Origin of the sequence: Paraburkholderia madseniana (assembly GCF_009690905.1) — a bacterium.
GTDB lineage: Bacteria > Pseudomonadota > Gammaproteobacteria > Burkholderiales > Burkholderiaceae > Paraburkholderia > Paraburkholderia madseniana.
Genome location: NZ_VOSW01000007.1, coordinates 95787 through 115780 on the forward strand (window position 1 = coordinate 95787; position 19994 = coordinate 115780).

Below are 19994 nucleotides of genomic sequence, written 5' to 3' on the forward strand. Positions count from 1 at the left end.
TAGCTTGTCCACCCGCTAGAGGCTTTCGATGACGGTTTCTCACACTGGCGAAACGGGCCAAGCGGCGCGGCCCGCGCAAGCGCCCTCGCCTACGCTTACGTCGACTGATCCGTATCTGCAACTCGACGGCATCACCGTGCGCTTTCCCGGCGTGCTCGCGCTCGACCAGGTGTCGCTCGACGTGCGGCGCGGCGAGGTGCACGGTTTGATGGGTGAAAACGGCGCCGGCAAATCGACGCTGCTCAAAGTGCTGTCCGGTGTGAACCAGCCGGCGGCGGGCACGTTATTGCTCGATGGTGTCGAGCAGCAGTTCGTCACCACCAAGGCGGCCATCGCGGCGGGCGTCGCGATCATCTATCAGGAACTGCATCTGGTGCCTGAACTGACCGTTGCAGAGAACCTGATGCTCAGCGCCCTGCCCAACCGCTTCGGCGTGCTCGATGAAAAGGCGCTGATTGCACGTGCGGTGCGCGAGCTGGAAAGACTCGGCGAAAAAATCGACCCGTCGCAGCAGGTGAAGAATCTCTCGATCGGTCAGCGCCAGATGATCGAAATCGGCAAGGCGCTGATGCGCGATGCGCGCGTGATTGCGTTCGACGAGCCGACGAGTTCGTTGTCGTCGCGCGAAACCGCGCAGTTGTTCCGGATCATCCGCGCGTTGAAGGCCGAGGGCCGCGCGATTATCTATGTCACACATCGGATGGACGAAGTCTACGAACTGTGCGACCGCGTGACGGTGTTTCGCGACGGTCGCCGCATCGATACGTTCGAAGCCGGCGACGGACTCGATCGCGATCGCCTGATCAGTTGCATGGTGGGCCGTTCGATCGCCGACGTGTACGGCTATCGCACACGCGAACTGGGTGGCCTGCAACTCGAAGTCAGGGACCTGATGGGACGCGGCTTGCGCGAACCGGCCTCGTTTACCGCACGTAAAGGCGAAATCGTCGGCTTCTTCGGTCTGGTGGGCGCTGGCCGTTCGGAGCTGATGAAACTGATTTACGGCGCCGTCAAACCGAGCGCCGGTGAGATCGTGCTCAAGGGAAAACGCGTGCGTTTCACCACGCCGCGCGATGCCGTGCGTGCTGGCGTCGCACTGTGCCCGGAAGATCGCAAACAGGAAGGCATCGTCTCGATTGCTTCGGTGTCGGACAACCTCAATATCAGTTGCCGCCGTCACTTCAGCCGCTTCAACGTGCTCAACGGCCGCAAGGAAGCGCAGACCGCCAAAGAGTTCATCGGCAAGCTCTCGATCAAAACGCGCAATGGCGAAACGCCGATCGGCACCCTCTCCGGCGGCAATCAGCAGAAAGTGATTCTGTCGCGCTGGCTCGCCGAAGACATCGACGTGTTCCTGATGGACGAACCCACGCGTGGCATCGACGTCGGCGCGCGCAGCGAGATTTACGGCTTGCTGTATGGGCTTGCTGAAGCGGGCCGCACGGTCATCGTCGTGTCGAGCGATCTGGCCGAAGTGATCGGCGTGGCGGATCGCGTGATCGTGATGAAGGAAGGCCGCATCGTCGGCAATCTGCCGAAGGCGCAGGCCACGCCGGATGCGCTGATCAAACTTGCGCTGCCACGCTGAGGACGCCGCGCTCACCAGTCAACTGAAGGCCACTGAATGCAACCGACGGCAACTGCGTCGCGCCATCGAAAACGGAATAGACATCATGCAGACACCCTCAACCGACTCCTCTACGCCAGCCATCGCCTCCTCGGGCCTGAGCGCGCGCGCCGCGCGCACCTGGGATCTCATCAACAAGTCCGGCATCGTGATGGTGTTCATCATCCTGTTCGCGGCTTTGTCGTTCACGGTGCCGGATTTCTTAAGCTCGCGAAACATCCAGGGCTTGCTGCTCTCCGTCACGCTAATTGGTTCGATATCCGTAACGATGATGTTCGTGCTCGCGCTGGGCGAAGTGGATTTGTCGGTGGCGTCGATCGTTGCGTTCGCGGGCGTGGTTGCGTCCAGCCTGATTACCGCGACCCATAGCGTGACGCTCGGCATCGCCGCCGGTGTGCTTGCGGGTGGCGCAGTCGGACTGGTCAACGGCGTGCTGGTCGCGCGCTACAAGATCAACTCGCTGATCGTCACGCTCGCGATGATGGAAGTCGTGCGCGGCCTCGCCTTCATCACGTCGAACGGCGACGCGGTGATGATTTCCGAAGAGCGTTTCTTCGACCTCGGCGGCGGCGCGTTCCTCGGTATTTCTTATCCGATCTGGAGCAACATCGTCGGCTTCGTGCTGTTCGGTTTTCTGCTGAAGAAAACCGTATTCGGCAAAAACGTGCTGGCCGTGGGCGGCAATAGCGAGGCCGCTTTGCTCGCGGGCTTGCCGGTCACCCGAATCAAGATCACAGTGTTCGTATTGCAGGGCCTCGTCACGGGCTTTGCAGGCGTGATGCTGGCGTCACGCATGAGCCTCGGCGACCCGAAGACGTCGGTCGGTCTCGAACTCGGCGTGATCTCCGCGTGCGTGCTCGGCGGCGTTTCGCTGACGGGCGGCGTCGCAACGATTTCCGGTGTGCTGGTCGGCGTGCTGATCATGGGTTCCGTGCAGGACGCAATGAGCCTGATGAATGTGCCGACCTTTTACCAATACCTGATTCGCGGCGGGATTCTGCTGCTCGCGGTGTTGTTCGATCAGTACCGTCGCAGCAAGCGCGTGCACTGAGGCTGACATACGCCCCGGGCCAGGCGCCCCGCACTACATGCTTGCCAACAGGAGATTTCATGGCTGATTCCAACCAGACTAAAAAGCCGCTACGCAGCCAGGCGTGGTTTGGCCTCAAAGATCGCGACGGCTTTCTGCATCGCTCGTGGATGAAAAACCAGGGCATTCCGCACGACGAATTCGACGGGCGTCCGGTGATCGGCATCTGCAATACGTGGTCCGAGCTGACGCCGTGCAATGCGCATTTTCGCGAGCTCGCCGAGTACGTGAAAAAAGGCGTGCACGAAGCGGGCGGTTTGCCGCTCGAGTTTCCGGTGATGTCGCTCGGCGAGACCAATCTGCGGCCTACCGCGATGCTGTTTCGCAATCTGGCTTCGATGGATGTCGAGGAGTCGATTCGCGGCAATCCGATGGACGGCGTGATTCTGCTGGTGGGTTGCGATAAGACCACGCCGGCGCTGCTAATGGGCGCGGCGTCGTGCAATCTGCCGGCGCTGGCCGTGTCGGGCGGACCGATGCTCAACGGACGGTTCCGCGGCAAGAACATCGGCTCGGGTACGGGCGTCTGGCAGATGTCCGAGGAAGTGCGCGCCGGCACGATGACACAGGAAGAATTCACCGAAGCCGAGTCGTGCATGAACCGCTCGCGCGGCCACTGCATGACGATGGGCACGGCGTCCACGATGGCCTCGATGGTCGAATCGCTCGGCATGGGCTTGCCGCACAACGCGGCGATTCCCGCAGTCGATGCACGCCGGCAAGTGCTCGCGCATCTGGCCGGCCGGCGCATCGTCGATATGGTCCGCGAGGATCTGACGATGGACAAGATCCTCACGCGCCAGGCGTTCGAAAACGCGATTCGCACCAATGCGGCGATCGGCGGGTCGACCAATGCGGTCGTGCATCTGATCGCGCTCGCCAAACGCATTGGCGTGGAGCTTTCGCTGGAGGACTGGGAGCTCGGCTCGAACGTGCCGTGTCTCGTGAATCTGCAACCGTCAGGCGAGTACCTGATGGAAGACTTTTACTACGCGGGTGGCTTGCCCGCCGTGCTCAAGCAACTCGGCGAGCAAGGTCTGCTGCATCGCGAAGCGCTGACGGTGAACGGCAAGACGATCTGGGATAACGTGCGCAACGCGCCGAATCACGACGAGAAGGTCATCACGACGTTCGCCGAGCCGTTCAAGCCGAAGGCCGGCATCGCGGTGCTCAAGGGCAACCTGGCGCCAAACGGCGCGGTGATCAAGCCGTCGGCGGCGACACCTCATCTGCTGAAGCATCGCGGCCGCGCAGTGGTATTCGAGAACATCGAGGAGCTGCACGCGAAGATCGACGACGAATCGCTCGATATCGACGAGCACTGCGTCATGGTGCTCAAGGGCGCGGGGCCGAAGGGATACCCGGGCTTCGCCGAAGTCGGCAACATGCCGCTGCCAAAGAAGGTGCTGCAGAAGGGCATCACGGACATGGTGCGCATTTCGGACGGCCGCATGAGCGGCACGGCATACGGCTCGGTGGTCCTGCATGTATCGCCGGAAGCGGCCGCGGGCGGGCCGCTCGCGTTCGTGCAAACCGGCGACATGATCGAACTCGACGTCGACGCCCGCCGCCTGCATCTGGATGTCACCGACGAAGAACTCGCGCGTCGCCGCGCTGCCTGGCAGCCGCCTGCGCCGCCCACGCGCGGCTACTACAAGCTCTACGTCGAGCACGTGCTGCAAGCGGACCAGGGGGCGGATCTGGATTTCCTGGTCGGATCGAGCGGCGCGCCCGTGCCGCGCGACTCGCATTGATGGTCTTTTGAACGGTTAGCCGTTTCTCCCTGCGCTTTGCGAGAAGGCGTATTGCCGATGCGGATCGAAAGCCCGCATCGGCTTTTTTATCGGCGTCACGTTATGGAAAACGCGCATGGAAAGCGCGCCATGGAAAACGCGCGCAGAAATAAAAAGCGGCCGGGCACTCAATGCCCAGCCGATTTTTAACTCGCAGGTTCGCAGCCCCTCAGATTTTTAATATCAGAGGGTTTGTAGCGTAAATTAAAACCCGTCAAACCGGGCGTTTACCCGGGGTGTTGGCGTTTAGCTTATTGTTTGATGAATCGATCGTTTGCCCAGAGGCCTTGTGTATCGCTATTCCCAGCGTTCACGAATTCGACGTCATGGCCAACCACGCGCACAACGCGGAAACTCGAGTTTTCCGGCGTCGAAACGCACTGATATCCCGAGAAGAATTCTTGCATCTTTTGCTGTTCCCCGGCTTGCGCGTGTTGGTCGGCGGCGTCGAGTTTATCCTTCGACAGACAGCCATACGCGTTGGCCTTGAACTGGATTGTTTGCTGCGGCTTGACCATGGCGTCTTGAGCCTGAACAGAAGCGGCAGCCAATCCCGCAATGGCGAAAACAAGGGCGATTCGCGTTTTCATATTTTCCTCCGGTGCGGGTTGAATTACTCAGGTTAGCTATGTATTTAACTTTAACGTCGAACCCGCACCTTGCACTTTAGGAGAACGCGCAAGAACGACAAGCACATCTTGTGTGCGGTCGCAACAGCGGCGAATTGTCGCACCACCTGTCGCACCTGCTTAAGCCTTGAGCAGCCGCTTAAACAGGACGGATTGAAACGGATAACTAAAAGACGGGCAGGGTGCGCCGCTTTAACCAGTAAAGCTTTGCGGCGCGTATTGGCGTAAACGTGAGGCACCAATTAAGTGATTTACTACAATTAATACAGGCATTTGGTGCGTTGCACACAAAGTCATTCACCCGACTAATCAAAAATCACGAAATAACGGTGTGTATACAGAAGATAAACGGTGCCAGGTGTCCCAGGCGACGCAGCATGGCGTGGCTGGTTGACGCAGGTTGAACTCACTCAGCCGTGCCGATCGGTCTTGAAGAACTCGGACTGGAACATGCACATGCGCAACGCATTGTGATAGCGGCCGTTGCCGAAAAACTCCTCGATCAACTCGGCCTCATGCCGGAAACCGCACTTCTCATAGATGTGGATGGCAGCGGTATTCGACTTATCGACGATCAGGTAGACCTTGCGCAGGTTCAGCACCGAAAACGCGTAGTCGATCGCGAGCTGCGTGGCGATGGTGGCGTAGCCGCGGCCTTGCGCATCCGGTGCGATGATGATCTGAAACTCGCCGCGCCGGTGGATATAGTCCAGCTCGATCAGCTCGACGACGCCAACTGTCTGGCCGTCGTTGTCGATCGCCACGAAGCGGCGCTCGCGCAGGTCGTGCACGTGCTGGTCGTAGAGCTGGGTCAGTTCGGAGAACGTTTCATAAGGCTCTTCGAACCAGTAACGCATGATCTTTGCGTTGTTGTTCACTTCGTGGACGAAGCGCAGGTCGGTGCGCTCGAGCGGGCGCAGGGTCAGTTCGCTGCTGTGTTCGATAGTCATTGGATTCCCCTTGAGAATTATTGGTTTGATTCCGCAGCCTCAGCATGAGAACTCAAGCTTGCGTTTCCTGTTAGTCCGGGCGCAGCGCGGGGAGTTCTTACAACGCCTCTCGTCCGCGTAGCGCGGTCTTGCGAAGCGCGAGACGCTGCGCGGGTTCGGCAAGGGAGGGGCGTCGCGTTGTCGCAGGCCGCTTATCGCAAATTTGTGAGGGGCTCGGCACCGTGTGGGCACATGCGGTGCTCTACAATGAAATCATGCTCTTGCGATGGAGGCTACCGTGATCGAGCAATTGATATTAGGCGCCTTTCTGGTCATCCCGCTGCTCATCGTCGCGTTTCTTTTCTCCGACGAATTGTGGCAGGAGCATCGGCATTTGCACGACCTGCATCTTGAGCCCACGAAGCCGCGCCGTATCGACTGGCGGCATCCGCTGCGCCGCTCGCGGCATCGGGTTTGACCCTTTCAGTGGAATGCATGGATCATCGCGCTGCAGGCGTCGCTGTGAGGCGAGGGCGGTTCGCGAATGAGACCCTCGAATAAGACCCGCAAATAAAAAAGCCTGCCGTTTCGGGCAGGCTGAAAAGAGATCCACACTCAATGCCTTGTGGGTACAAGGCAGACGCCAGTCTAGTCACATTGCGCGATCGGCTGGTTTCACCGGCCATTACACATATTACGGGGCGTGACCAGTTGCGTCGTCCTCGGCCGTCGCGCCGTCAACAGGGGCGCGCCAATGGTTGCGAATGCGCGTGGCGAGCGCTTCGAGCGTGGCCGCATCGGCGACTTCGCGTGCATGCATGCGCAGCGGCTGTCCTTCCCAACGCGGAATCACGTGAAAATGCACATGCGGCACCGTTTGTCCCGCCGCGGCGCCATTGAACTGTCCGATGAACACGCCGTCCGGGCGCAAGGCCGCGCGCACGGCGATGGCGAGTTTCTGCGTCATGCGCATGCAGGCCACTGTCGAGGCATCCGACAACTCGAAAATCTCAACCGCCGCTTCCTTCGGCACGACCAGCATGTGGCCGTCGGCCTGCGGCATCAGGTCCATGAAGGCCAGCGCAGCATCGCTTTCTGCCACTTTGATGCAGGGTAGTTCGCCGCGCAGAATCTTCGCGAAGGGATTGCTGTCGTCGTAGTTCATCACGCGTCCTCTAGTTGCCGTACGGTTCAAGGTGGAGATGCTGTCGGCGATATTGTCCACCACCTCTGTTACAGCCCGCTGTTACATCGCGCGCGCTGCGCGTTTGATCGCTTGCGGCGGCTGGCCGAACGCGCGCAGAAAGGCGCGCCGCATCCGTTCGGTATCGATAAAGCCGGTTTCGACCGCGACAGCTTCCATAGAGTGACGGCCCGCTTCGAGCATGGCGCGGGCGGCTTCCACACGCAACGCCTCGATGGCCTTGGCCGGCGATTGGCGCGTTTCGTCGCGAAAGGCGCGGCTGAACTGGCGCGGACTCAGATGCGCAACGTCGGCGAGCTGTTCGACCGTCAACGGCTCGCGCAGATGGTTCTTCGCGTACGACAGCGCGTCCTGAATGCGGTCGGACTTCGGCTCCAGGTCGAGCATGGCCGAGAACTGCGACTGGCCGCCCGTGCGCCGGTGATAGACCACGAGTTTCTTGGCGATGGCGCGCGAGACCGCGATGCCGAGATCGCTTTCGATCAGCGCCAGACACAGATCGATGCAGGCTGTCATGCCGGCCGAGGTCCACACCGAGCCGTCGGCGACAAAGATGCGGTCTTCGTCGATACGTGTATCGGGAAAGCGCTGCTGCAAGTTGCGGGCGTGGTACCAGTGGGTCGTGGCATGCCGGCCGTCGAGGATGCCCGCTTCGGCCAGCACGAAGGCACCGGTGCAGATACTGGTGGTGCGGCGCGAGGCGGCGAGGGCGTCGTTCAAAAACCCCAGCAATCCCGCCGACGACGGCTCGATCTGCATCGCGCCCGTGACGACCACCGTGTCATACGCCGGGTCGCCAAACGCCTTTGTCGCAATCTCGACGCCCGACGAGCTGCGCACCATCCCGCCCTGTTCGGAGATGACTTCCACCTGGTATTCCGGCTGCCCGGCCTCGAGGTTCGCCAGTTCGAACACGGAGATCGCCACCATATCGAGGATCTGGAAGCCGGGGAAGACCACCACGCCGATGCGTTTCATTGCGATGTCCTAAAACGAGGTAAATACGACATTTGAGACAAGAGGCTACGCGCTTAGACTTCACTCGTCAACACCGCGATGCCCACAAAAAAGGCGCAGCGGCGGAGGTTTCAGTTTTCCCCATTCATCGATCAGGGCTCAGGCGTGACGCGCTAAGCCCGCAAGGAGATTCACCATGGCAACGCAAGCAAACAAGGGCACGGCATTGATTACGGGCGCATCGTCGGGCATCGGTGCGGTTTATGCGGACCGCCTCGCGCGGCGCGGTTACGACCTGATTCTGGTGGCGCGCGACGTCAAACGTCTGACGGGCGTAGCCGAGCGTCTGACCGCGGAAACCGGCCGCCATATCGAGACCATCGCTGCCGATCTGACCATCAAGGGCGACCAGCGGCGTATCGAGGAGCGTTTGCGCGCCGACCGCGGCATCACCATGCTGGTCAACAACGCGGGCGTCGGCGCGACGGCTTCGCTGATCGACTCGAATATCGACGACCTCGACGGCATGATCGAGCTGAACGTGACAGCGCTGACGCGGCTGACGGCTGCAGCCGTGCCGGGTTTCGTGGAGCGGGGCAATGGCGTCCTGATCAATATTTCGTCCGTCGTCGCACTCTCGCCGGAGTTGCTGAACGGCACCTACAGCGGCACCAAGGCCTATGTGCTGAACCTGACGCAGTCGCTGCATCATGAAGTGGGCGACAAGGGCGTGCAGTTGCAGGCCGTGCTGCCGGGCGCCACCAGTACCGCGTTCTGGGACCGCGCCGGTCTCGCGGTTGAACATCTGCCGTCGCAGATCGTGATGACCGCCGAGGACATGGTGGACGCCGCGCTCGTGGGCCTCGACCAGCATGAACTCGTGACGATTCCGTCCTTGCCGGATGCGGCCGATTGGGAGCGCTTCAACACCGCACGCCAGCATCTCGGGCCGAACCTGTCGCACAGCGTGCCGGCTGCGCGTTATACGCGCGGCTGAATGCGCGCCTGGTGAACGCCTAGCGCCAGTCGGTTGAAACGTCGTCGGGATCGACCAGTGTCAGTCCCGACGACGGCAGCGGCAAGGCCGTCTTGTAGCGCACCTGCTTGAGCGCAAAGCTCGACCGGATGTTGGAAATGCCTGGAATCTTCGTCAGGTGATCGACGATGAACCGCTCCAGCGTCTGCATATCCGGCATCACCACGCGCAGCAGATAGTCCGCGTCGCCCGTCATCAGATAGCACTCCATCACCTCGGGGCGCTCCGAAATCGCCTGCTCGAAGCGAGTCAGCGCGTCTTCCACCTGCTTTTCCAGACTCACCTGGATGAACACGTTGATGCGCAGCCCGAGCGGCTCCGGATTCAGCAGCGTGACCTGCTGCTTGAACAGGCCGAGCTTTTCGAGCGCGCGCACGCGGTTGAAGCAGGGCGTGGGCGACAGATTCACCGAGCGGGCCAGATCCGCATTGGTGATGCGCGCGTTCTGCTGCAACTGGCTCAGGATGCCGATGTCGATGCGGTCGAGTCGTCTGGGTGGTGTGGTCATAGAGTAAATATTCTGTGGTGTGGGCCAAATCCGGAATAAATAGCCTATCTCAGTACAGGATCACAAGCAAATGAGACGCTCATTTTGTGAGCACGTGGTTACCATTGACTCACTCGATCTTGAGCCGAACGCGTCGATGCGGGAGTGGTGCCATGACGGATTTGTCCAGCGGTAGCAAGCAGTTGCGGTCTTTGGATCTCCAGCGCGCGGAGCGTGCGGAGGCGGAAGATGCTGACCCGCAGGAAACCGCCGAATGGCTGGAAGCGCTCGATGCCGTGGCCGCTCATGTCGGCCGTGATCGCGCGCAGTTTCTGTTCGACAAGCTCGCGGGGCATGCGCTGTCGCTGGGTGTGGAATCGGCACGGACCAACGTCACGCCGTACCAGAACACGATCCCGTTCGATCAGCAGCCGCGCTATCCGGGCAATCTCGAACTCGAAGAACGTTTGGCCGGCGCGCTGCGCTGGAATGCGCTGGCGATGGTGGTGCGCGCAAACCAGGCGTACGGCGAACTCGGCGGCCATATCGCGAGCTATGCGTCGGCGGCGGATCTGTTCGAGGTCGGCTTCAACCATTCCTTTCGCGCCGCGGCGCCGGGCGGAGAGGAGGGCACGGGCGACCTTGTTTACTTCCAGCCGCATTCGTCGCCGGGTGTGTATGCGCGGGCTTATCTCGAAGGCTTTCTCTCTGAGGAACACCTGCAGCATTACCGTCGCGAGATCGGCGGCCCGGGGCTGTGCTCGTATCCGCATCCGTGGCTGATGCCGGACTTCTGGCAGTTCCCGACCGGCTCGATGGGCATCGGTCCGATCAACGCGATTTATCAGGCGCGCTTCATGCGCTATCTCGCCAATCGCGGCCTCGTGCAAACGGAAGGCCGCAAGGTGTGGGGCTTCTTCGGCGACGGTGAGATGGACGAGCCGGAATCGACCGGCGCGCTCTCGATTGCGGCGCGCGAAGGGCTCGATCACCTCGTGTTCGTCATCAACTGCAATTTGCAGCGCCTGGACGGCCCGGTGCGCAGTAACGGCCGCATCATCGACGAGCTTGAGGCGCACTTCATCGGCGCAGGCTGGAATGTGATCAAGGTGGTGTGGGGCTCGGACTGGGACGCGCTGTTTTCACGCGACCGCACCGGCGCGTTGCTGCGCGCGTTCGCACACACCGTCGACGGCCAGTTCCAGACATTCTCGGCCAACGACGGCGCATACAACCGCGAGCGCTTCTTCGGCCAGAACCCGGAGCTTGCCGCGCTCGCCGCGCAACTGAGCGACGACGACATCGACCGCTTGCGCCGCGGCGGCCACGACGTGCGCAAGCTGCACGCGGCGTATGCGAAGGCGCTCGCGCATCGCGGCCAGCCGACGGTGATTCTCGCGAAGACGATGAAGGGTTTCGGCATGGGCACCACGGGCCAGGGCCGCATGACCACACATCAACAGAAGAAACTCGGCTTCGACGACCTCAAGGCGTTTCGCGATCGCTTCCGCCTGCCGCTCACCGATGAGGACGTCGAACAGGTGAAGTTTTACAAGCCAGCGGACGACAGCCCGGAGATGCAATACCTGCATGCTCGCCGGGCTGCCCTGGGAGGCTATCTGCCCAGAAGGCGGAGAGTGGCATCGAAGGGGCTGATCGTCCCGCCGATGTCCTCCTGGGGGCATTTCGCGCTGGATTCGAATGGCCGCGAGATGTCCACGACGATGGCGCTGGTTCGCATGCTGACCGCGCTGCTCAAGGACAACGAAGTCGGCCCGCGCGTGGTGCCGATCGTCGCGGATGAAGCGCGCACCTTTGGTATGGCGAACATGTTCCGGCAGGTCGGCATCTATTCGCCGCTTGGGCAGTTGTATGAGCCGGAAGACCTCGGCTCGATGCTCTACTACCGCGAGGACACCAAAGGGCAGATTCTCGAAGAGGGGATTTCGGAAGCGGGCGCGGTGTCGTCGTGGATCGCGGCGGCGACGTCGTACAGCGTGCACAACCTGCCGATGCTGCCGTTCTACATCTACTACTCGATGTTCGGCTTCCAGCGGATCGGCGATCTGATCTGGGCGGCGGCGGATCAGCGCGCGAGAGGTTTTCTGATCGGCGCGACGTCGGGTAAGACGACGCTCGGTGGAGAAGGCTTGCAGCATCAGGATGGCACGAGCCATCTGGCGGCATCGACGATTCCGAACTGCCGCGCGTACGATCCGGCGTTCGCTTACGAGGTTGCCGCGATCGTCGACGAGGGCATGCGTGAGATGGTCGAAGAACAGCGCGACGTGTTCTATTACGTGACCGTGATGAACGAGAACTACGCGCAGCCTTCGGTGCCGGGTGGTGATTTGACGACGCTGCGTGAGGGCGTTCTTAAAGGCATCTATCCGCTTGGCGGGGATGCGCAGGCGGCAACGTCGGCAGTTTCAGCGCAGGTGCAATTGCTCGGCGCGGGCGCGATTCTTGGTGAGGTCATCGCGGCGCGACGGTTGCTCAAGGACGACTGGCAAATTGAAGCCGCGGTGTGGAGCGTGACCAGCTTCACCGAGTTGCAGCGTGACGGCATGACGTCGGAAAGAAACGCACGTCTTGGCGAGCCGACAGAGGCGCCCTACGTTACGAAAGCGCTCGAAGCATCGCACGGCCCGATCATCGCCGCGACCGACTATGTTCGCGCGGTGCCAGAACTGATCCGCGCCTACGTGCCGCGCCGCTATGTCACGCTCGGCACGGACGGTTTTGGTCGAAGCGACACGCGTCAGGCGTTGCGCGAGTTCTTCGAAGTGGACCGCAAGTCGATCGTGATCGCGTCGTTGAAGGCGCTGGTGGACGAAGGCGCAATCGATGCGAGCGTGCTCGCCGAAGCACGCAACAAGTATCGCGGCGATGCGCCCGTGGGCGCTGCTTCGTGGCAGTGCTGATCAGCCGCTCACTGACACCTGATTCTTCCCATCGCGTTTCGCCCGATACAGCCCGACGTCGGCGGCTTCGATCAACGTCGTCACCGGTTCGGTCGCGGACGGCACGATGTTCGCCGCGCCGATGCTGATCGTCACGACGCCCGCCGCCGATCCCGCATGCGGAATCGCGAGCCCTTCAATCGCGAGGCGGATTTTCTCGGCGAGCAAGCGCAAGCCGCCCGACGATGTCCCCGGCAACACCACCGCGAACTCTTCGCCGCCAAACCGGGCCGCGAGATCGGGCGAGCGTCCCAGACACGACTCGACGGTGTGCGCGACGCGCTTAAGAACCTCGTCACCGGCAACGTGTCCATAGGTGTCGTTGTAGGCCTTGAAGTTATCCACATCGATCATCAGAAAGCCGAGGGCCGTCTTGTCGCGCGTGCCGCGACGCCATTCGGCGGCCAGGTACTGATCGAGGTAGCGGCGATTCGACAAACCCGTCAAGCCGTCCGAATGCGTGAGCCGCTGCAGTTCAAGATTGGTTGCGAGCAACTGCTGTTGCGACTGGCGCAGGGCCTGATACGCCTCGTCGCGCTGCAACAGGTTCAGATACGAGCGTGAGTGATAGCGAATCCGCGCAATCAATTCGATGCGATCCGGCAGCTTCACGAGGTAGTCGTTGGCGCCGGCGGCGAAGGCCGCGCTTTTCACGAGCGGCTCTTCCTTGGTCGACAGCACGATGATCGGAATATCGCGCGTCGCCGGTTTCTGCCGGTACTGCCGCACGAGGGTGAGGCCGTCGGTGCCGGGCATCACGAGGTCTTGCAGGATCACCGTCGCGCGGGTTTCTTCAGCGCAGCGCACCGCCTCTTCGGGCGACGCGCAGTAATGGAAGTCGACGCTCGTTTCGTCGGCCAGCGCCTGGCGGACCGCCTCGGCGATGATCGCCTGATCGTCGACCAGCAACACCATGATCGGGCACTCGGCCGCGGGCGGATTGCCGAGGATGCGCGCTAACGCGTCATCGATGGCGCTATTCGGTGCGTCCTCCGCGTATGCCTGCGCGTTCGCGTCGTGTTCTGCGAGTTCCTGCGCGGTGGTGGCCTGATGCGGTTTCGGAGTGTCCATATTGGTCAGCCAGAATGAATGTCAATGAGTCGTAGCGGGCTAATGTGCGGCTAGTGTGCGCTTACCGGGCCTTAACGTGTGCCGACGGCGGCGGCGAGCGCAGCGGCAATACGGGGCAAAGGCAGAATCGCGGCGGCGGCGTCGAGCGCCGCGGCCGCCTTCGGCATGCCGTACACGGCGCAGGTCGCTTCGTCCTGCGCGATCGTGTGATACCCCTTTGTGCGCATCGCCTTGAGTCCGATCGCGCCGTCGCGGCCCATGCCGGTCAGCAGCACGCCGATCGCCCGTGCCGGCCAGCGTGCCACGACGCTATGGAAAAACACGTCGACGGAAGGCCGGTAGGGTGTTTCCGTCGGCACGTTCGTGTAACCGAGTACGTTAGGCAGCTTCAGGTGCAAATGATCGTCGGTGGCGGCGAGCAACACGACGCCTGCTTCCGGCCGGTCGCCTTCGCTGGCGATTCGCACCGGCAGCGCCGACTGCTGGTTCAGCCAGTCGGCCATGCCGGCGGCGAACGCCGCGTCGACATGCTGGACGACGACGATTGCCGCCGGGAAATCCTTCGGCAAACCGGCGAGCAGGGTGGCGAGTGCCGCCGGGCCGCCAGCCGAAGCGCCGATCGCAACCAGCGGCGTGTCGCGGTTCGTCATGCTTCTGGGCGCCGCCGCAGTTGCTGCGCCAGGCGCGTTGCGCTCAGTGACCAGCGCGGCGATGCTGTCGATCTTGGTGATCAGGGTGGCGATGCTCTTGTGCGCGTCAGGGCCGCTCAACGAGGGCGTATCCACCGCATCGAGCGCGCCCGCGCCCATCGCTTCGTAGACGCGCCACGCGTTCGCGCCCACGTCGACGGTCACGATCAGGATCGCGCACGGCGCCTTCGCCATGATGCGGCGCGTGGCTTCGATGCCGTCGACGTTAGGCATCACGAGATCCATCAGCACGATGTCGGGCCGCTGCGCGGTGCAGAAATCGACCGCCTGCTGGCCGTCCTGCGCGACCCACAGCACCTCGTAGTCGTGGCGTGCAGCAAGCGCACGGCGCAGTGCTTCGACGGCGAGGGGCAGGTCATTGACGATTCCGATTTTCATCCGTTTTACCCGTGGGTTTAACCGTAAGCTTCGCCGATCAGATCGCGCACTGCGTCGAGCAGTGCTTCGTCGTGGAAACTGCCTTTCGCCAGATAGTAATCCGCACCCGCGTTCAGGCCGGCGCGGCGGTCCTCTTCACGATCCTTGTACGAGACGATCATCACCGGCAGCGACTGCAGTTCCGGATCGCGCTTGATGAGCGTGACGAGTTCGATGCCGTCCATGCGCGGCATGTCGATGTCGGTAATCACGAGGTCGAAGTGCTCGCCACGCACCGCGTTCCAGCCGTCCATGCCGTCGACGGCGATCGTCACGTCGTAGCCGCGTGTCGCCAGCAGCTTGCGTTCGAGCTCGCGCACGGTGAGCGAATCGTCGACCACCAGCACGCGGCGCGTGACGCGCCGGGCGGTGAGGGTAGCGCCGTGCTGCGTATGTTTCAGATCGCCGCCTGCGACGAGCCTTTCGACTGAGCGCAGCCAGTCGTCGACGTCCGCGATCAGCACCGGGTCGCCGTTTTCCATCAACGCGCCGGCGGTGATGTTCCTGATCTTGCCGAGGCGCGGGTCGAGCGGCTGCACGACCAGCATGCGCTCGCCGAGAAAGCGATCGACCACCACGCCGTAGGTTTCTTCACCGTCGCCGATCACGATCAGGCTGACGGTATCGCCTTCGTTGGCGGGCGGCGCGGTGTCGAGAATCTGATGCGCGGTGACGACGCCGATGCGGCGGCCGTCGAAGGCAATGTGCTGATGGCCCTCGAGTAATTCGATATCCGCACGGCTCACGTGCAGTGTGCGGTTCACGTGCGCGAGCGGCACGGCGTACGGCTCGCCCGCGACTTCGACGAGCAGACTGCGAATCACCGAGAGCGTGAGCGGCAACTGCAACTGCACGCGCGTGCCGACGCCGGGTTCGTGCGTGATGCGGACCGTGCCACGCACGCGTTTGACGACGTCGTGCACCGCGTCGAGTCCGACGCCACGGCCCGACACCTCGGTGACCTGATCGCGCAACGAGAAGCCGGGCAGGAGGAGGAATTCGAGCAGCTCGGTTTCGGACAGACGCGCGGCCGTTTCCGCACTCGCCAGTTTCTTGCGAACGATCGACGCGCGCAGTGCGTCGAGATCGATGCCCGCGCCGTCGTCGGAGACGGTGATGAGCAGGGCGCCGGCGGTGTGACGTGCGTCGAGCGTGAGCGTGCCCTCTTCGGACTTGCCGCGCGCGAGACGGACCGCAGGCGCTTCGATGCCGTGGTCGATCGCGTTGCGCAGCATGTGGCCGAGCGGCGCTTCGAGCAGATCGAGGATGTCGCGGTCGACCTGAGTCGATTCGCCGACCAGTTGCCAGCGCACCTTCTTGCCGAGCGAACGCGCGACGTCGCGCACCATGCGTGCGAGACCGCTGGTGCCGTCGCCGAAAGGGCGCATGCGGCATTGCAGTGCGGCGTCGTACAGCTGTTGCGACAGATGGGTCGAGCGGCGGTCGAAGCTTTCCAGATCGGCCAGGCGCTCGGCGAGCAGGTGCTGCGATTCTGCTGTGAGGCGGCGCAGTTCTTCGAGCGCGGCGTGCGCGCGTGGATCGAGCTTCAGGTCGGCGAGCGTTTCGTGCAACTGATCCAGCGCGCGGGTGCCGTCACGTTGGACGCGTTTGACGCGCAGCATCGATTGCGCGAAGGGTTTGAGCCAGCGTGATTCGACCAGCGATTCGCCGGATAGGGAGAGCAGCCGGTCGAGGTTGTCGGCGCGTACGCGCAGCATGCGGCCGGGGTCTGTTGCTGGGGCGCTTGATTCGGTCGAGGTGGACGCGGTTGTGGTCGACGACCCGGAGGCACTTGCAGGAGCGGCCCAGGTTGCCGTGGCGGATGAAGAAGCGAATGGGGTCGCAGAGGCAGACGCAGGGGCGTTTGCCGGAGCAAACGGGGTTCCCGAGACTGGCGCGGATGCATTTGCACTCGCGCTGGCCGGTGCGGCTGAGGCAGGTGTCGCTTCTGCGCGCAGGGCGTTGGCTAGCAGATTGAATGCAGCGTCAGCGTCGGCCGATGCGGTTTGCGGTTTGGTAGCTACGCTGGATGCAGATGCAGAACCGTCGACGCGAGCAGGACTCACGGCAGGAGCAGAGGCAGCCGGCGGCACAGCATCCCGCCGCATTGCCACTCCATGCGGCACGACGTCCACCATCCGCGCTTGCAACGAAGCCACGCACGCACTAACCGCATCACGCGCCGACTCGTCCTCATCATTACCGATGCGCGCAACGATATCGACCCCGCGCAGCAACTCGTCAATCCAGGCAGCATCGAGCAACGCTCGCCCTTCCTGCGCCGCGACGAAACAATCTTCCATCGCGTGCGCGAGTTCGACACCAACCTGCACACCGACGATACGCGCCGCACCCTTCAGCGAATGCGCCGCGCGCATGCAGGCCTCGAGCGCGGCGGCGTCGCGCGGTGTGCGGTCGAGGGTGAGCAGGCCGTCGTTGAGCACGCGTGCCTGGGTCCGCGCTTCTTCGCGGAAGAGATCGATCAGCGACGGGCGGCGCGGGTCGTCCGTCATCCGAGACTCCGGTTCAAGGTATCGAACAATGCATCGGCGTCGAGCAGGCCGACCGTCATGCCGCGCCACGGGGCCACGGCGCGCGTATGCGCAGCGGCGGCTTGCGAGAGCGTCGCAGGCGGCGGGCAAAAGGTGGAGATCGCGATCCGATGCACGCCGTCGACCTGATCGACGGGCAACACCGCGTGCTCTTCGGCGCGCGAGATCACCAGCAAACGCGGAAGATCGTGACGCGCTTTATCGTCGCCTGCAGTGGTGTCGGCTTCGAACCCTAGCAGATGCGCGAGCGACAGGCACACCAGCAAGTCGCCCTGCACGTTCACCACGCCCAGCACCGCGCGATGCTGCCGATGCGGCAACGTGTGAATCGGCCGCGTCTGCACGATGCGTTTGAAGATCGGCGTGGGCAGCGCGAGCCATTCGCCGCCGATACGGAAGATGAGGAACGATTCACTTGCGCCTTGCTGATCATGTCTTTGCTGTCGCGCCGGCGTGTCAGCGTCATTCAGCGAGAGATCCACAAGCGGGATCGGACGCTCCAGCAATTTGGCCGCGGCCGCTTCGAACACAGGGCAATTCAGACAGCGCACGTATTCGACCAGCCGCTCGCACGACGAATCGCCGCGCACGCCGATGCGGTTCCAGCAATCGTCGAAGGCCACCGTGCGCTCCTCAACCACGTTGCGCTCCCTGTGCGCGCGACGCGCGGTCCATCAACAGACGCGCGCCGTTGCGGTCGCCTTCGAGTTCGAGCAGCGTCGCCAGATGCGCGAGCGCCTCAGCGTGCTGCGGTTCGAGATAGAGCGCCTTGCGATAGTGGCCGCGTGCGAGGTTCGTATCGCCGCTGGCGTCGGCCAGCACGCCGAGCAGATAAAACGCGTCGGCGTGCGGGGCGTGCTGTTCCAGATAGACCTTGATCGCGTTCGCGGCTTCCGTCAGACGGCCCGCGTCGGCCAGCGCGCGTGCGGCTTGCAGCGTGTCGCGTGCGGCGTTGGTCGGCGAGGTGATGGGCGGCGGCGCAAACTCGTGCGACTGCGACGCAGCTTTGGACGGTTTCGGCGTGCGTTGCGGAATACCGCTTAAAGGCGTGCGCGCAACCGGATCGGGCCACGCGAAAGGCTCGGCTGAAAACACCTGCAGCGGCGCGAGCGCGGGCACTGGCGAATGCGTCATCGCGAGTGCCGCGGCGGTGGCGAGCGACGCGGTGTGCCAGCCGTTGAGCTGCGCTTCAGCGGGCGTGGCGCGGTGGAACGCGAACGCCAAGGGGATCTTCGCCGACTGCATGCCATAACGCATCAACAACCCGGTTTCCGAAGGACCGACGAACAGCGTGCCGTTTTCAGCCAGCACGCCGTTGAGCGCATGCAAGGCCGTCTGCTGTGCGTCGCGGTCGAAGTAAATCAGCACGTTGCGGCAGAACACGAAGTCGTAGACGCCGAGCGCCGCGGCATCGAGTTGCATCAGGTTTGCGTACGAGAACCGGACCGCGTCGACGATGCGTTGCGCGAGACGCCAGCCGTCTTCGGTGCGCGTGAAGTGGGCGTCGCGAAATGGGAACGCATTGCCGCGAAACGAGTTGCGGCTGTACACGGCGCGCTGAGCGAGGGCCAGCGAGCGCTCGCTGATATCCATTGCGTCGATGCGCATGTGCGCGGCGTCGATGCCGGCGTCGAGCAGCGTCATCGCAATCGTGTACGGCTCTTCGCCGGTGGAGCAGGGCAGACTCAGAATCCGCAGCGGCAGCGCGGTGCCGCGCTCGTCAAGGCGTTCGTGCGCAAGACGCGCGAGCGCCCTGAACGCGTCGGCGTCGCGATAGAACCAGGTCTCCGGCACCACCACCGTTTCGACCAGCGCCTGCACCATCGAGGGCGACGCGAACGTGGCTTCCCAGTAGTCGGCGAGCGTGGCGTCGGCGTGACCGTCCGCGCACCAGGCCGCGGCGTGCTGATCGACCGCTCGCTCGATCGACTGATGACCGAGCGATGCTGCATCGAGCCCGATGGTTCGATGCAGCAGATCGACGAAGCGTCGATAGAGCGGCGCGTTGTCGTGATGCGCGTTCATGCGTGCGCCTCGGGAAACAGCAGGGCTTTGACGTCGTCGGGCAGCAGATGCTCGACGCGAATCCATTGCACCAGACCGCCTGCTTCGCTTGCGACCGGGCCCAGATAGCGCGCGTTCGGCATGTCGATACCGGCGTCATGAAACGCCTCTGCGTCCAGACGGATGGTACGCGTTGCGCCTTCGAGCAGAAGCGCGAGCAGGCGCACGGTGCCCGCATGCGGATAGCGCACCAGCACCACGCGTGTCGACATCAACTGGGCGGCGGGGCGGCCGAGCGCGAGCGCCGGCAGATCGATCACCGGCAGCGGTACGCCTTCGTGATCGAGTACGCCCGCGACCCACGACGGCGCGCCGGGAATCGTCTTCGGCGGCGACTGCGGGGTGAGCGGCATCAGACGCTCCACCTGCGTCGCGTCGATCACGTAGCGTTCGTTATCGAGCGTGAAGAGGATGAAGAGCATCGGCTTGGGCTTGGGCTGTAGGAGAGGCGTATGGGTGGATCGG

The 19994-nt window shown here is 63.0% G+C and carries 17 protein-coding genes; 6 read left to right on the forward strand and 11 right to left on the reverse strand.

What is annotated here, in order from left to right:
• Nucleotides 1–28 precede the first annotated feature (28 nt).
• The 3 genes from araG to FSO04_RS05790 all read left to right on the forward strand — a co-directional run bounded on the left by araG (nucleotide 29) and on the right by FSO04_RS05790 (nucleotide 4471).
• Nucleotides 29–1588 carry an L-arabinose ABC transporter ATP-binding protein AraG gene (gene araG / locus FSO04_RS05780; RefSeq protein WP_174825276.1) on the forward strand — a complete coding sequence of 520 codons (1560 nt, stop codon included), beginning with the start codon at nucleotides 29–31 and terminating at the stop codon, nucleotides 1586–1588.
• A gap of 85 nt (nucleotides 1589–1673) precedes the next feature.
• A complete protein-coding gene (gene araH, locus FSO04_RS05785) occupies nucleotides 1674–2678 on the forward strand; it encodes an L-arabinose ABC transporter permease AraH (RefSeq protein WP_154558769.1) in 1005 nt (334 codons plus the stop codon).
• Between the two features lie 59 nt (nucleotides 2679–2737).
• Entirely contained in the window at nucleotides 2738–4471 is a 1734-nt protein-coding gene (locus FSO04_RS05790) for an IlvD/Edd family dehydratase (protein ID WP_154558770.1), read from the forward strand.
• 290 nt (nucleotides 4472–4761) lie between these two features.
• Here FSO04_RS05790 and sap1 read toward each other — a convergent pair whose 3' ends face one another.
• Both sap1 and speG read right to left on the reverse strand, forming a co-directional pair.
• Nucleotides 4762–5100 carry a surface attachment protein Sap1 gene (gene sap1 / locus FSO04_RS05795; protein ID WP_154558771.1) on the reverse strand — a complete coding sequence of 113 codons (339 nt, stop codon included), beginning with the start codon at nucleotides 5098–5100 and terminating at the stop codon, nucleotides 4762–4764.
• A 449-nt stretch (nucleotides 5101–5549) separates the two neighbouring features.
• On the reverse strand, nucleotides 5550–6089 hold the full coding sequence (gene speG / locus FSO04_RS05800; protein ID WP_154558772.1) for a spermidine N1-acetyltransferase: 540 nt from the start codon (nucleotides 6087–6089) through the stop codon (nucleotides 5550–5552).
• Nucleotides 6090–6366: 277 nt separating this feature from the next.
• Between speG and FSO04_RS05805 the strand changes: the two genes are divergently transcribed.
• Nucleotides 6367–6546 carry a hypothetical protein gene (locus FSO04_RS05805; protein WP_168435575.1) on the forward strand — a complete coding sequence of 60 codons (180 nt, stop codon included), beginning with the start codon at nucleotides 6367–6369 and terminating at the stop codon, nucleotides 6544–6546.
• A 216-nt stretch (nucleotides 6547–6762) separates the two neighbouring features.
• Here the strand turns inward: FSO04_RS05805 and FSO04_RS05810 are convergent, their stop codons facing one another.
• On the reverse strand, nucleotides 6763–7233 hold the full coding sequence (locus FSO04_RS05810) for an HIT family protein (protein ID WP_154558774.1): 471 nt from the start codon (nucleotides 7231–7233) through the stop codon (nucleotides 6763–6765).
• A gap of 81 nt (nucleotides 7234–7314) precedes the next feature.
• Nucleotides 7315–8250, reverse strand: a complete 936-nt coding sequence (locus FSO04_RS05815; RefSeq protein WP_154558775.1) for a GlxA family transcriptional regulator — start codon at nucleotides 8248–8250, stop codon at nucleotides 7315–7317.
• 175 nt (nucleotides 8251–8425) lie between these two features.
• Here FSO04_RS05815 and FSO04_RS05820 point away from each other — a divergent pair, with 175 nt between their 5' ends.
• Nucleotides 8426–9226 carry an SDR family NAD(P)-dependent oxidoreductase gene (locus FSO04_RS05820; protein WP_154558776.1) on the forward strand — a complete coding sequence of 267 codons (801 nt, stop codon included), beginning with the start codon at nucleotides 8426–8428 and terminating at the stop codon, nucleotides 9224–9226.
• Between the two features lie 19 nt (nucleotides 9227–9245).
• On the opposite strand, the gene FSO04_RS05825 is transcribed toward FSO04_RS05820, so the two are convergent.
• Nucleotides 9246–9773 (reverse strand): Lrp/AsnC family transcriptional regulator, encoded by a 528-nt coding sequence (locus FSO04_RS05825; protein WP_054037036.1) that lies wholly within the window; start codon nucleotides 9771–9773, stop codon nucleotides 9246–9248.
• Between the two features lie 152 nt (nucleotides 9774–9925).
• On the opposite strand from FSO04_RS05825, the gene mdeB reads away from it, so the two are divergent.
• A complete protein-coding gene (mdeB, locus tag FSO04_RS05830; RefSeq protein WP_154558777.1) occupies nucleotides 9926–12676 on the forward strand; it encodes an alpha-ketoglutarate dehydrogenase in 2751 nt (916 codons plus the stop codon).
• Here mdeB and FSO04_RS05835 read toward each other — a convergent pair whose 3' ends face one another.
• The 6 genes from FSO04_RS05835 to FSO04_RS05860 all read right to left on the reverse strand — a co-directional run bounded on the left by FSO04_RS05835 (nucleotide 12677) and on the right by FSO04_RS05860 (nucleotide 19951).
• Complete coding sequence (locus FSO04_RS05835; protein WP_154558778.1) at nucleotides 12677–13786, reverse strand: diguanylate cyclase; 1110 nt, start codon at nucleotides 13784–13786, stop codon at nucleotides 12677–12679. It abuts the gene before it with no gap.
• A 71-nt stretch (nucleotides 13787–13857) separates the two neighbouring features.
• Nucleotides 13858–14874, reverse strand: coding sequence for a chemotaxis response regulator protein-glutamate methylesterase (gene cheB / locus FSO04_RS05840; protein WP_154558779.1), 1017 nt, complete (start codon nucleotides 14872–14874; stop codon nucleotides 13858–13860).
• 17 nt (nucleotides 14875–14891) lie between these two features.
• Nucleotides 14892–17426 carry a hybrid sensor histidine kinase/response regulator gene (locus FSO04_RS05845; RefSeq protein WP_154558780.1) on the reverse strand — a complete coding sequence of 845 codons (2535 nt, stop codon included), beginning with the start codon at nucleotides 17424–17426 and terminating at the stop codon, nucleotides 14892–14894.
• Entirely contained in the window at nucleotides 17423–18106 is a 684-nt protein-coding gene (locus FSO04_RS05850; protein ID WP_168435576.1) for a chemotaxis protein CheW, read from the reverse strand. Before FSO04_RS05850 ends, FSO04_RS05845 begins: the two co-directional genes overlap by 4 nt.
• The gene (locus FSO04_RS05855; protein WP_154558781.1) at nucleotides 18099–19490 is read right to left on the reverse strand and encodes a CheR family methyltransferase; all 1392 of its coding nucleotides are present in this window, start codon (nucleotides 19488–19490) and stop codon (nucleotides 18099–18101) included. Before FSO04_RS05855 ends, FSO04_RS05850 begins: the two co-directional genes overlap by 8 nt.
• Nucleotides 19487–19951, reverse strand: a complete 465-nt coding sequence (locus tag FSO04_RS05860) for a chemotaxis protein CheW (RefSeq protein WP_154558782.1) — start codon at nucleotides 19949–19951, stop codon at nucleotides 19487–19489. Before FSO04_RS05860 ends, FSO04_RS05855 begins: the two co-directional genes overlap by 4 nt.
• Nucleotides 19952–19994 lie beyond the last annotated feature (43 nt).

Bases quoted from the DNA above. Each gene is read 5' to 3' on its own strand.
- araG (WP_174825276.1), top strand. From the start codon at position 29: ATGACGGTTTCTCACACTGGCGAAACGGGCCAAGCGGCGCGGCCCGCG.
- araH (WP_154558769.1), top strand. From the start codon at position 1,674: ATGCAGACACCCTCAACCGACTCCTCTACGCCAGCCATCGCCTCCTCG.
- FSO04_RS05790 (WP_154558770.1), top strand. From the start codon at position 2,738: ATGGCTGATTCCAACCAGACTAAAAAGCCGCTACGCAGCCAGGCGTGG.
- sap1 (WP_154558771.1), bottom strand. From the start codon at position 5,100: ATGAAAACGCGAATCGCCCTTGTTTTCGCCATTGCGGGATTGGCTGCC.
- speG (WP_154558772.1), bottom strand. From the start codon at position 6,089: ATGACTATCGAACACAGCAGCGAACTGACCCTGCGCCCGCTCGAGCGC.
- FSO04_RS05810 (WP_154558774.1), bottom strand. From the start codon at position 7,233: ATGAACTACGACGACAGCAATCCCTTCGCGAAGATTCTGCGCGGCGAA.
- FSO04_RS05815 (WP_154558775.1), bottom strand. From the start codon at position 8,250: ATGAAACGCATCGGCGTGGTGGTCTTCCCCGGCTTCCAGATCCTCGAT.
- FSO04_RS05820 (WP_154558776.1), top strand. From the start codon at position 8,426: ATGGCAACGCAAGCAAACAAGGGCACGGCATTGATTACGGGCGCATCG.
- FSO04_RS05825 (WP_054037036.1), bottom strand. From the start codon at position 9,773: ATGACCACACCACCCAGACGACTCGACCGCATCGACATCGGCATCCTG.
- mdeB (WP_154558777.1), top strand. From the start codon at position 9,926: ATGACGGATTTGTCCAGCGGTAGCAAGCAGTTGCGGTCTTTGGATCTC.
- FSO04_RS05835 (WP_154558778.1), bottom strand. From the start codon at position 13,786: ATGGACACTCCGAAACCGCATCAGGCCACCACCGCGCAGGAACTCGCA.
- cheB (WP_154558779.1), bottom strand. From the start codon at position 14,874: ATGAAAATCGGAATCGTCAATGACCTGCCCCTCGCCGTCGAAGCACTG.
- FSO04_RS05845 (WP_154558780.1), bottom strand. From the start codon at position 17,426: ATGACGGACGACCCGCGCCGCCCGTCGCTGATCGATCTCTTCCGCGAA.
- FSO04_RS05855 (WP_154558781.1), bottom strand. From the start codon at position 19,490: ATGAACGCGCATCACGACAACGCGCCGCTCTATCGACGCTTCGTCGAT.
- FSO04_RS05860 (WP_154558782.1), bottom strand. From the start codon at position 19,951: ATGCTCTTCATCCTCTTCACGCTCGATAACGAACGCTACGTGATCGAC.